Source organism: Streptomyces sp. NPDC056628, assembly GCF_042792555.1.
Lineage (GTDB): Bacteria > Actinomycetota > Actinomycetes > Streptomycetales > Streptomycetaceae > Streptomyces.
In genome coordinates this window covers 1-11193 of sequence record NZ_JBHTWG010000070.1, presented here as the reverse complement: position 1 = coordinate 11193, position 11193 = coordinate 1, and the positions used below count along the sequence as shown (strand labels likewise).

Annotated in this window: 9 protein-coding genes and 1 pseudogene; 6 read left to right on the top strand and 4 right to left on the bottom strand. The window is 73.4% G+C overall.

What is annotated here, in order from left to right:
- The 3 genes from ACFRAC_RS36145 to ACFRAC_RS36135 all read left to right on the top strand — a co-directional run.
- A partial coding sequence (locus ACFRAC_RS36145; protein ID WP_382939412.1) for a cbb3-type cytochrome c oxidase subunit I occupies window positions 1-723 on the top strand: 723 nt, incomplete at its 5' end.
- Window positions 720-1061 (top strand): hypothetical protein, encoded by a 342-nt coding sequence (locus ACFRAC_RS36140; protein WP_382939408.1) that lies wholly within the window; start codon window positions 720-722, stop codon window positions 1059-1061. The genes ACFRAC_RS36145 and ACFRAC_RS36140, both read left to right, overlap by 4 nt.
- A 39-nt stretch (window positions 1062-1100) precedes the next feature.
- The gene (locus ACFRAC_RS36135; RefSeq protein WP_382939403.1) at window positions 1101-1643 is read left to right on the top strand and encodes a hypothetical protein; all 543 of its coding nucleotides are present in this window, start codon (window positions 1101-1103) and stop codon (window positions 1641-1643) included.
- Window positions 1644-1661: 18 nt separating this feature from the next.
- Here ACFRAC_RS36135 and ACFRAC_RS36130 read toward each other — a convergent pair whose 3' ends face one another.
- Entirely contained in the window at window positions 1662-2324 is a 663-nt protein-coding gene (locus ACFRAC_RS36130; protein ID WP_382939397.1) for a TetR/AcrR family transcriptional regulator, read from the bottom strand.
- A gap of 181 nt (window positions 2325-2505) precedes the next feature.
- Here ACFRAC_RS36130 and ACFRAC_RS36125 point away from each other — a divergent pair, with 181 nt between their 5' ends.
- Window positions 2506-3768, top strand: coding sequence for a YncE family protein (locus ACFRAC_RS36125; protein ID WP_382939392.1), 1263 nt, complete (start codon window positions 2506-2508; stop codon window positions 3766-3768).
- Between the two features lie 178 nt (window positions 3769-3946).
- On the opposite strand, the gene ACFRAC_RS36120 is transcribed toward ACFRAC_RS36125, so the two are convergent.
- Window positions 3947-5938, bottom strand: a complete 1992-nt coding sequence (locus ACFRAC_RS36120; RefSeq protein ID WP_382939388.1) for a GTP-binding protein — start codon at window positions 5936-5938, stop codon at window positions 3947-3949.
- A 227-nt stretch (window positions 5939-6165) separates the two neighbouring features.
- On the opposite strand from ACFRAC_RS36120, the gene ACFRAC_RS36115 reads away from it, so the two are divergent.
- Complete coding sequence (locus ACFRAC_RS36115; RefSeq protein WP_382939385.1) at window positions 6166-7266, top strand: XdhC family protein; 1101 nt, start codon at window positions 6166-6168, stop codon at window positions 7264-7266.
- Window positions 7267-7293: 27 nt separating this feature from the next.
- Here the strand turns inward: ACFRAC_RS36115 and ACFRAC_RS36110 are convergent, their stop codons facing one another.
- A complete protein-coding gene (locus ACFRAC_RS36110) occupies window positions 7294-7794 on the bottom strand; it encodes a metallophosphoesterase family protein (protein WP_382939383.1) in 501 nt (166 codons plus the stop codon).
- 161 nt (window positions 7795-7955) lie between these two features.
- Between ACFRAC_RS36110 and ACFRAC_RS36105 the strand changes: the two are divergent.
- Window positions 7956-8516: pseudogene (locus ACFRAC_RS36105) on the top strand (glycosyltransferase family 2 protein); the annotation flags it as partial.
- A gap of 109 nt (window positions 8517-8625) precedes the next feature.
- Here the strand turns inward: ACFRAC_RS36105 and ACFRAC_RS36100 are convergent.
- The gene (locus ACFRAC_RS36100) at window positions 8626-11082 is read right to left on the bottom strand and encodes a SpoIIE family protein phosphatase (protein WP_382939380.1); all 2457 of its coding nucleotides are present in this window, start codon (window positions 11080-11082) and stop codon (window positions 8626-8628) included.
- Window positions 11083-11193: the final 111 nt, after the last annotated feature.

Here is an 11193-nt window from a genome sequence, read left to right as displayed (position 1 = left end):
GGCGGAGTGCTCCTGCCGTTCTTCTCCTTCATGACGTTCCTCATCGCCGTCCCCACCGGCGTGAAGTTCTTCAACTGGATCGGAACGATGTGGAACGGGTCCCTGAGTTTCGAGACGCCCATGCTGTGGTCCTTCGGGTTCCTCCTGACGTTCGTGTCCGGCGGCCTCACGGGCGTCATGCTGGCCTCTCCCCCGCTGGACTTCCCGACTTCGGACACCTACTTCGTGGTGGCCCACTTCCACTACGTCGTCTTCGGGACCGTGGTCTTCGCGATGTTCGCCGGATTCCACTTCTGGTGGCCGAAGTTCACCGGCAAGCTGCTCGACGAGCGGCTGGGCAAGGTCACCTTCTGGACCCTGTTCACCGGCTTCCACGGCACGTTCCTGGTCCAGCACTGGCTGGGGGTGAACGGCATGCAGCGGCGCATCCCCGACTATCTGGCGGTGGAGGGCCTGACGGCGCTCAACACGCTGTCGACCGTCTTCTCCTTCGTCCTGGGCCTGTCGTTCCTGCCGTTCTTCTACAACGTCTGGAAGACGGCCAAGTACGGTGCGAGGGTCGGCGTCGACGACCCGTGGGGGTACGGCCGTTCACTGGAGTGGGCGACGTCGTGCCCGCCGCCGCGGCACAACTTCGTCACCCTGCCGCGGATCCGTTCCGAGTCCCCGGCGTTCGACCTGCACCACGCGACGGCACCGGAGCGGGAGGTGGCCGCGCTGTGAGCGTGACGGACCAGTTCCTCAACGACATCGAGGGGCATCTGCTGCTCGCCGCGACCCGCGCGGAGGGCCGCACGGCCGCCGAGCGCTTCTGCGAGCCGCTGCACTGGCTGACGGGGGCCCAGCGCGAGGAGGTGGAGCGCCGGTTCGAGGAGGAGTACCTGACGCTCGCCCGCGCCTCCTGGCAGCGGACGGCGGATCGCGCCGGCGGGCTGCGCCAGGAGTACGAGGCGGCCTACCGCGCCCTGCGGCGCCGGCTGCTCATGGCGTGGCTGCCGGCCTGCGTCCTGGGGATCGTCGGTCTGGCCCTGTGTCTCGCTCGGGGCACGGTCGCCCCGTAGGGCTTCCCTCGGGGTCCGGCCCTGGTCATGATCCGGTGCATGGCTGACGACGGAGCGCCCGTGTACGAGGCGCGTTACGGCTGGGACCGCCGGACGGTGGGAATCCTGACGCTCTGCGCCGTGTTCACCGCGGCCCTCCTCCTGCCGGACATGCCGCTGTTCGCGCGGATCCTGGGGCTGCCGCTGTTCGGCGGGGGCGGGCTGTTCATGGCCTTCGTGGCGATGAGCCGCAAGGTCGCGTTCCGGGTGGACGGCACCGGGGTGCTGCTCGGCGGGAGTCCCGCCCGCTACACGGCGACGACGGCCCATGTGCCCTGGAGCGACATCACGGGGTTCGTGTTCTGGCGGCAGCCGACGGGCAGTGCCTCTCTGCCCTACGTCGGTGTCACACGGCGCGAGGGCGCCCCGCCGCTGCCCGGCGACGGTCCGGCGGCCCATGCCGTGCTGCGGCGTCTGGTGCCGGTGCCGCCCGACGTCGCGGTGTCCTCCCGTGCGGTGAACGGGTGGCGCCTGGACCGCGACCGGTTCGCCGCCGCCGTCGCCCACTTCGCGCCGGGCCTTCCGGTGTACGACCACTCCTGAGGACGGGGGCTCCCCCGCTCACGGCCCGACGGGGCGGGGGCCGGCCGGCTGGAGGATGCCGAGCAGGAGGCGGACCAGTTCGTCGACGACCTCGTCGAGGGTCGCCTCCACCCAGCCCGCGCTCCAGTCGTGCAGCAGCCCGTTGATACTGCCGATGAACGCCGTGACGGCGAGGCGGTAGTCGCGCGGCGCGGCCTCGCCCCGGGCCACGGCGGACGCCACCTCGGCGCACACCAGGTCCACCCAGCGGGCCCGGCGCGCAAGGCGCTGCTCCTCCAGCCGGGGACTGACGCCGATGATCTCGACGAAGGTGATGCGGATCCGGCGGGGGTCGGCGGTCACGTTGGCCGCGTAGGCGCGGAAGATCGCGGTGGCGCGCTCGGCGAGCGGCAGCGGCCCGGCGTCGGCGGCCGCCGTGAGGACCGCCTCCTCCGCCCAGCCGTTGACCTGGAGGTGCAGCGCGGCCAGCACGTCCTCCAACGTGCGGAACTCCTCGTAGAACTGACGGGTCGACAGACCCGCCGCCATGCTGAGCGCCGCGACGGTCGTGGCCCGGTAGCCGGGGGTGTCGCCGAACAGCTGGAGCGCGGCGTCGAGGAAGCGGCGTCGGCGCTCGGCCTGTCGTTCCGCGGCCGACCTGCCGCCGTAGCGGCCGGTGGGCGCCTTGAGCCTGCCCGCCACGCTGTCCTCCCGCCGCCGCGCCCGTCCGGGGACCAATTTTGTCGTGCACGCAGTCTTGTGGAGAAGGGCGCACTCTCCTTACTTTTCAGTAAGTTGATTCTGAAAGCAAAGGTGTTCAGATTCACGACCGCTCTTGGCATGCCCCACTCATGACGCCCCACCTCAGAGGAAGAGAGCCGTCATGCCTGCCATCAGATCCAGGCACCTGTGCTCCGTGACCGCCGCCCTCGCCCTGACGGTCGCCGCTCCCGCGACCGCTGCCACCGCTGCCACCGCCGCCGAGCCCTCCCCCGCCGCGCTCCGGGAGGTGCTGTTCGTCGGCAACAACTGGGACGGCACCGCCGACGTCATCAAGTCCACCGGCGACTTCGCGAAGATCGGCCGGATCGACGTCATCCCCGACAAGGACGCGCGGATGGCCGAGATCAACGCCAACCCCATCAAGTGGATCTACTTCATGGCGATCCGCAACAGCGTCGGCGAGGGCCACGACCAGTTCGTGGACGACATGTACTCCACGCCGGACGGGAGGTCCGTCGTCGTCTCGCGCCCCAGCTTCGCCGACGTGGTCTCCCTCGACCTCGCCACCGGAGCCGTCAACTGGCGCTTCCCCGTGTCCGGTTACCGCGCCGACCACATGGCCGTCTCCCCCGACGGCGAGCGGGTCGCCGTCTCCGCGTCCACCTCCAACACCGTGCACGTGCTGGACATCGACACGGGCCGGGAACTGGGCAGCTTCGCCACCGGCGACAAACCGCACGAGAACATCTTCACCAAGGACGGCAAGTACATCTACAACATGGCGATCGGCGAGGTGAACACCCAGACCGACGCCCCCTGGCTGGACTGGACGAAGGGTGACCGGCGCGTCACCGTCGTCGACGCCACCACGTTCAAGCAGGTCAAGGTCATCGACATGCGGCCCCAGCTGGACGCGCTCGGCCTGCGGGACTTCTCCGACGCGGTGCGGCCCGCCGTGTTCTCGCCGGACGAGTCGAAGCTGTACTTCCAGGTGTCGTTCTTCAACGGCTTCTTCGAGTACGACGTCGCCACCGATCGGATCACCCGCGCGAAGACCCTGCCGAAGAACCCGGCGACCAGTGACGACCGCACCACGTTCGTCAACGACTCACGCCACCACGGCATCTCGATGAGCCCCGACGGCGCCAAGCTGTGCGTGGCGGGCACGATGGACGACTACGCCACCGTCGTCGACCGCGCCACGCTCACCGAGGGCCCCCTCGTCACCGCGTCGAAGCCGTACTGGGCCACGGTCAGCGGCGACGGGAAGTCCTGCGTGGTCTCCGAGAGCGGCACCGACCAGGTCACCGCCATCGACTTCGCCACCGGGAAGAAGCAGGTGTCCGTCCCCGTCGGCGACCACCCGCAGCGGGTCCGGCTCGGCCATGTGCAGTCCGGCTGGACGAGTCCGACGGCCCGCTGATCGGCCCAGGGCCTTCAGTACCGCGCCCACCCCGTCCTCGGTCGCCCTGGGCCGCACGGCGACCGAGGACGGGGTGGGCGTACGTGCGGCGGGCCGACGGCCACTCCGGCGAACGCGGCGGCCTGCCCCAGGGGCGAGCGGGTCCGGTGCCGCCCGCCGTGCCCACCCCCGTCGGGGCTCAGGCTCCCGTCCGGCGGGTCAGGTTCAGCAGGTACTCCTTGCGGTTCAGCGGGTCGCGGTCCGTGCGCGGGCGGTGGGGCACCGGGCCGGGCGGTGCGGGCGCGTAGTGGTCGAAGGCGGTCTCCAGTTCGCCCTCGCCACGGGTCAGACCGGGCAGCCGCTGCTCCAGCGCGTGCGCCTGGGCGGCCGGCACCGTGCCCTCCAGCACGCACACCGCGCCGCGGGTGCCGGTGGTGTGCGGGACCGCGCGCAGCCCGGCCAGGGCGGGCAGCAGCGCGGCCAGGGTGTCGGCCGGGGTCTCCAGGCGGAACCGGTGCACCGGCTCGTGCACCCGGGTGCCCGCACGGCGCAGCGCCTCCATCAGCACGAGCGGGGTCAGCCCCCGGAAGTCGTGGCCGGTGCTGGACATGCTCTTGTCGAAGCCCTGGTGGGCGTGGCTCTGCCGGGGCGAGTAGCCGGAGTGCGTCATGGTGACGACGCAGTCGGGGACCTGCCAGCCGTACAGGCCCTGCCCGAGGGTCTCGCGCACGGTGTCCTCGACGGCCTTGAAGAAGGCGTACGGCATGGAGCCCAGTTCGACCTCCCGCCGGAAGCGCACGCCGGAGCCGGGCGGCGCGGGCTCGACGCGCAGACCGACCGTGGCGAGGAAGGGGTTGCCGTCCTTCTTGTTGAACTCCACCGCGGCGCCCCGGCCCACGAGCCGCTCGACGCACAGCGGTGTCGTCTCGCGGAAGGCGACCCGCAGACCGGACTCCTCGGCGAGCGTGGCCTCGATGACCTCCTTCTGCACCTCGCCGTACAGGGACACATGGGTCTCCTGGCGTACCTCGTCGTGGCGCAGGCCGATGAGCGGGTCCTGTTCGGCCAGCCGGGTGAGCGCGCGGTGCAGGGCCCGGCGGTCGGTGCCGTCGGCCGGGTCGACGATCGTCTCCAGAGTCGGCGGCGCGAACAGGTGCCCGTGCGCCGTGCGGGGCGCGCCGAGGGCGTCGCCGATCCGGACGTCGTTCAGCCCCCACAGACGGGCGATCCGGCCCGCCCGCACCTCGTCGGCCCGGGTGTCGGTGCCCCGGTCGAAGACGCTGACGGCGGTGACGCGCCCCTCGGCACGGTCGCCGTCCTCGCCGGCCGGCGGGCCGAAGGGAACCCGGTCGCGGACGCGGAGGGTCCCGGAGAACAGCCGCGCGTAGGCGATCTTCTCTCCGGCGGGTCCCCGTTCGACCTTGAAGACGGTGCCCGAGAGCGGCGCCGCAGGGTCGCCGTCCGCGGGCGGCAGGACGTCCCTGATGCCGGTGATCAGGGCGTCCACGCCGGCGCCGGTGTGGGCGGAGCCGAAGTACACGGGGTGGGCCAGGGCCCGCCGGGTGCCGTCCACGAGGGCCGCGCGGACGGCGTCCGGTGCCACGCGGCCCTCGACGTACGCGGTGAGCAGCGCGTCGTCCAGATCGGCGAGGACGTCCAGCGCCTCCGGTCCGGGGCCACCGGGGACGAAGCGGGCGTCCCGGGTGCCGAGGCCGTGGACCGTGCCCATCGGGACGACGGCCGGGGTCAGCCGCTCGCGTACGGCCCGCAGCACGCTGTCGCGGCAGGCGCCCCGCCGGTCGATCTTGTTGACGAACACGAGGGTGGGGATGCGCAGCCGGCGCAGGGTCCGCATCAGCACCCGGGTCTGCGGCTGCACGCCCTCGACGGCGGAGACGACGAGGACGGCGCCGTCGAGCACGCCGAGGACCCGCTCCACCTCGGCGATGAAATCCGGGTGGCCGGGGGTGTCGATGAGGTTCACGGTCGCGTCGCCGAGGGCGAAGGAGACGACGGCCGACTTGATGGTGATGCCGCGCCGGCGCTCCAGCGCGAGGGTGTCGGTACGGGTGTTCCCGGCGTCGACGCTGCCGAGTTCGTCCGTCACGCCGGCCGAGTGCAGCAGGCGCTCGGTCAGGCTGGTCTTACCGGCGTCGACATGGGCGAGGATCCCGAGGTTCAGTACGTGCACGAAGCGTCATGTCCTTCTGCAAGGGGGTGGTTCCTGCCTGGGGGGACATGGACGCTCGGCGCATGGTGGCTCCTGGTACCTCTCCGTGGTCGTTCGCTGTGCCCGGCCAGTGCAGCAGAACGGCGATCGGGGCGGCAACGGGTTTTGCGCCCGGCGCGACGGGGCGCGCGGTGCGATCGTGGTGGTGCCACAGGTGCCGTGGAGGGCGGCGGTGAGAGGAGCGGGCGATGCGGGACATCCTCCCGGTGGTCGCGGGCTGGTACGCGGCGGGGCGGCCGTTCGGGCTCGCCACGGTGGTCGCCACCAGCCGCAGCGCCCCGCGCGACCCGGGCGCTGCGATGGCCGTGGGCCCCGGGGACGAGGTCGTGGGCAGCGTGTCCGGCGGCTGTGTCGAGGGGGCCGTCTTCGAGATCGCCCAGGAGGTCGTGGCGAGCGGCGAGGCCCGCCTCGAGACCTTCGGGTACAGCGACGCGGACGCCTTCGCGGTCGGGCTGACCTGCGGCGGCGAGATCACCCTGCTGGTGCGGCCGGTGACGGCCGGGAGCGATCCGGTGTTCGGCGAGATGGCGAGGTCGGTGGCGGCGGGCCGCCCGGTGACCGTGGCGACGGTGGCCGACGGGCCCGCCCCGCGCGGTGCGGCGCTCGCGGTGTGGCCGGACCGGGTCGCGGGCACGTTGGGGACGCCCGGACTGGACGCGGCGGTCACCGCAGACGCACGCGGCGAACTCGCCCTGGGCGCCACGGGGATCCGGCACTACGGCCGGCACGGCGAGCGACGCGAGGACGCGGTCTCCGTCTTCCTGCAGTCGTTCGCGCCGCCGCCGCGCATGCTGGTCTTCGGCGCGATCGACTACGCGGCCGCGGTGGCGCGGATCGGTGTCTTCCTCGGCTACCGGGTCACGGTGTGCGACGCGCGTCCGGCGTTCGCCACACCGGAGCGGTTCCCGCCGGAGGCGGAGGTCGTCGTCGACTGGCCGCACCGCTATCTCGACCGCATGGACTCCGACGCGCGCACGGTGATCTGCGTCCTCACCCACGACCCGAAGTTCGACGTGCCCCTGCTGGAGGTGGCGCTGCGCCGGCCGGCCGCGTACATCGGGGCGATGGGCAGCCGCCGCACGCACGACGACCGGATCCGGCGGCTGGCCGAAGCCGGGCTCGGCGAGGGCGAGTTGAGGCGGCTGCGCTCCCCGGTCGGGCTCGACCTGGGCGCCCGGACGCCCGAGGAGGTCGCCGTGTCCGTGGCCGCCGAGATCGTCGCGCTGCGCTGGGGAGGCACCGGGGTGCCGCTGACCGCGACGGACGGGGCCGTCCATCCGCGGCGGTAGTGCTCCGCCAGCGGGTGACGCGGGACGTCAGTGCCGGGGCAGCCGGTGCAGTGCGATGTCCGTGAGCGCGCCCGCGTCGACGGTCGCCGTCATGTACGTGCAGTACGGCTGGCGGCGCCGGTCGGTGGGGGAACCGGGGTTGAGCAGGCGCAGACCCGTGGCGGCCGTCGTGTCCCAGGGGATGTGGCTGTGCCCGAAGACGAGCACGTCGAGGTCGGGGAAGCGGGCCGCGCACCGGGCCTCGCGTCCCTGGGCGGCACCGGTCTCGTGCACGACGCCGAAGCGCAGTCCGCCGAGTTCGGCCCGCGCCACCTCGGGGAGACGGGCGCGCAGCTCGGGTCCGTCGTTGTTGCCGTACACGGCGACGAGCCGTGCGCTGCGGCTCTCCAGCAGGTCCAGCGTGGGCGTGTCGACCCAGTCCCCGGCGTGGAACACCACGTCGGCGCGCGGTAGTTCGGCGAGCAGCGGCTCGGGCAGCACCTTGGCGCGCTTGGGCAGATGGGTGTCGGACATCAGGAGCAGACGCACCTCGTCAGGCTACCGGCGCACCCCCGAGCGGCCCGGGCTCCCGGCCGCCCCCCGGGTGTCGCCGCGACCCGCACGGGACGACGCGCACAGGGCCGGCGTCCGGCCACGAAGGCCGTAATCTGGCGCAAACGCCCGGCGCCCCGTAGGGGGCTCGGAGTCCGATGCCGGTCAAGGTCAGCGTGGTCGTCCCGGTGTACGACCCCGGGCCGCACATCGGGGAGTGCGTGGCGTCGCTGCTGCGCCAGTCCCTGCCCCCGGACGAGTACGAGGTGGTCTTCGTCGACGACGGCTCCACCGACGGCACCGGGGAGCGGCTGGACGAACTGGCCGCCGCGGACCCCCGGGTGCAGGTGTTCCACCAGGAGAACTCCGGCTGGTCGGGGAAGCCGCGCAGCATCGGCATCGACGCCGCCCGCGGCACGTACGTGATGTTCGTCGACCACGACGACCACCTGGGCGACGAGGCCCTGGAGCGGATGTACGCCTATGGCCTCGCCCACGACGCCGACGTGGTCGTCGGCAAGACGGCCGGCCGGGGCCGGGGGGTGCCGGTGGAGCTGTTCCGCCGCGACCGCCCCCGCGCCACCGTGGCGAACGCCCCGCTGATCGACAGTCTCACCCCGCACAAGATGTTCCGCCGGGCGTTCCTCGACGCGACCGGGCTGCGCTTCCCGGAGGGCAGACGGCGCCTGGAGGACCACGTCTTCGTGGCGTACCGGCGCCACCGGACAGCACGAGAGCCTCCATCTGCTTCACCACAGCCGCGGATCCAGCGATTTGAGGCGGTGGGGACTGGCTCGTTCTGTCTGGTCGGGGCGCCCCGGACCGGTGTCACCCGGAGAGCGCGATCTCGCACCACACCTGCTTCCCGCCGCTGACGGGCACGGTCCCCCAGGCCGTCGTCATCGCCTCGACCAGCAGGATGCCGCGTCCGCCGGTGGCGTCCCAGCTGATGCTGGTCGGCCGGACCGGGGTGCGGGGCGAGGAGTCGGCGACGGCGACCCGCAGCCGCCGGCCGACCAGCGTGAGGTCGAGGCGGACCTGCCCGTCGGTGTGCACGAGGGCGTTGGTGACGAGTTCGGACACGACGAGCAGGGCCGCGTCCCGGTCCCGCGGCGGCACCTGCCAGGCGCGCAGGGTGCGCCGGGTGAACCGGCGGGCGTGGCCGACGGCTTCCGGCACCCGCCACACGGCCCAGGTCTCGCGCAGGGGCCGTACGTCCATGCCGTCGTAGCGCAGCAGGAGCAGGGCGATGTCGTCGTCGCGGTGCGCCCCGACGAGCAGCCCGTCGGCGACGAGTCCGAGGTGGGCCGGGTCGGACGCGGCGAGCGCGGCGGCGAGCCGTTCGATACCGGTGTCGATGTCGGTGTCGGCGGACTCCACGAGGCCGTCGGTGGTCAGGGCGAGAACGGTGCCGGGCCGCAGCCGCAGCGGGCTCATCGGGAAGACGGCCTCGCGCAGCACGCCGAGCGGCGGACCGCCCTCGGCCTCGGCGACCTCCGTGCCGCCGCCCGGATGACGCAGCACGGGCGGCGGGTGTCCGGCCCGAACGCACCAGGCGGAGCCCTCCTCCAGGTCGACCTCCACGTAGCAGCAGGTGGCGAAGAGGTCGGTCTCCATGTCCATCAGCAGCCGGTTGGCATGGTGGACGACGACGTCGGGCGGGTGCCCCTCGGCCGCGTAGGCGCGCAGCGCGGTGCGCATCTGGCCCATGAGGGTGGCTGCGGCCGCGCTGTGCCCCTGCACGTCGCCGATGACGAGGGCGACATGGTGGTCGGGCAGCGGGATGACGTCGTACCAGTCGCCGCCGACCTCCAGTCCGGCGGTGGTCGGCAGATAGCGGGCGACGGCCTCGGCGCCGGGCAGCCGGGGCAGCCGGCGGGGCAGCAGCTGGCGCTGGAGCATGCCGACGAGTTCGTGCTCGGCGTCGAAGGCGCGGGCGCGCACGAGCGCCTGTCCCGCGAGGCCCGCGGAGGCGGTGAGCAGGGCGCGTTCGTCGGGGCCGAACTGGTGCGGGGTGTCCCAGCCGATCAGGCAGGCGCCCGCCATGGCGCCGCCCGCGGGCAGCGGCAGGACGGCCAGGCCGCCCGGGCCGACCTCGGCGAGGGCGGGTTCCAGCGGGGCGCCGGCCGGCCAGATCTGGGCGCGTCCCTCGCGCAGGGCCGCGGCGAGGGTCGGCATGGCGCGCACGGGCGCGTCGGGCCATTCGGTGCGCCACTCCAGGCGCCACAGCGCGGGCCAGGACTCCTGGTCGGGCGGGTCGAGGACGGTCACGACGAGCCGGTCGTGCTCCAGTTCGGCGAGCGCGATGCGATCGGCGCGCAGCGGCTCGCGCAGGGCGGTGACCACGGCGTGGCTGACGTCGCGGACGGTGCCGGCGGTGGCGAGGGCGGCGGCCAGACGCTGGACGCGGGCGACGTCGGTGACCTCGGGGCGCAGGGTGGAGGCGTCGGCGACGGTGCCGACGAGCCGGGCGGGGCGGCCCTCGCCGCCGGGCAGGAGGCGGCCGCGCAGCCGCAGCCACCGGGGCGGGCCGGCGGGCCGGACGACGCGGAACTCCAGTTCCCGCTCGCCGAGGGACATGTGGTCGGCCTCGACGACGGACATCAGCGCGGGCAGGTCCTCCGGAACGGTCAGGCCGAGCAGGGTCTCCACCTTGCCGTCGAAGGCGGCGGGGGTCAGTCCGAACAGCCTCAGGAGGTCGGCGCCGACCTCGACGTGGCCGCTGTCCACCGCGAGGCTGAACGCGTCGTCGGACAGTTCACCGCCGGTCTCGGCGGCGGGCGGGGCGGGCAGGGTGACGGCGCCGGCGATCAGTTCCAGACAGTCCCGCTCGTCGGCGTCGAAGCCGCCGGGGTGCTCGGTGACGGCCAGCAGGCACCCTCCGGAGCCCTCGCCGCGCACGGGCAGCGCGGCCAGGGAGAAGTCGCCCTCCGGGGTGCGCCGGGCCTCCGCGAAACCGGCGAGGTCCCGGGGGCCGAGCCAGACCGGGCGGCCGGTGCGGTGGGCGTCGGCGGCCGGGGAGGGCCCGTTCAGGGCGTAGCCGTCCCGCAGGCCGTACAGGGACCGGGGCACGCCCGCCGACTCGTGGACGCAGAGCAGTTCGCCGTCGTCGTCCGGGGTGTACAGGGCGGCCAGGGAGGCGCCGCAGAAGACGAGCGGCTGTTCGAGGACCCGGCGCAGCCGCCCGGCCATGCCGGGCTCCGCGGCGAGCGCCTTCAGGACGTCCTCGGCACGCCTGTTCCTCGTCCTGCGTCCCGTTGCGTCCTCTCCGACCACGTTCGCCATTACAGCGCTGATGCGCCCCGTACGCAGCCCCTGTGACGGTTTCGTGAATCCCGGGGGACGGGACGACGGCGAAACGACGGCGGTCCGGCCCTCCCGCCGGAGGGCCGGACC

Coding starts and splice junctions, on each gene's coding strand:
- ACFRAC_RS36100 (WP_382939380.1), bottom strand. CDS start 11,082: ATGGCGAACGTGGTCGGAGAGGACGCAACGGGACGCAGGACGAGGAAC.
- ACFRAC_RS36125 (WP_382939392.1), top strand. CDS start 2,506: ATGCCTGCCATCAGATCCAGGCACCTGTGCTCCGTGACCGCCGCCCTC.
- ACFRAC_RS36135 (WP_382939403.1), top strand. CDS start 1,101: ATGGCTGACGACGGAGCGCCCGTGTACGAGGCGCGTTACGGCTGGGAC.
- ACFRAC_RS36115 (WP_382939385.1), top strand. CDS start 6,166: ATGCGGGACATCCTCCCGGTGGTCGCGGGCTGGTACGCGGCGGGGCGG.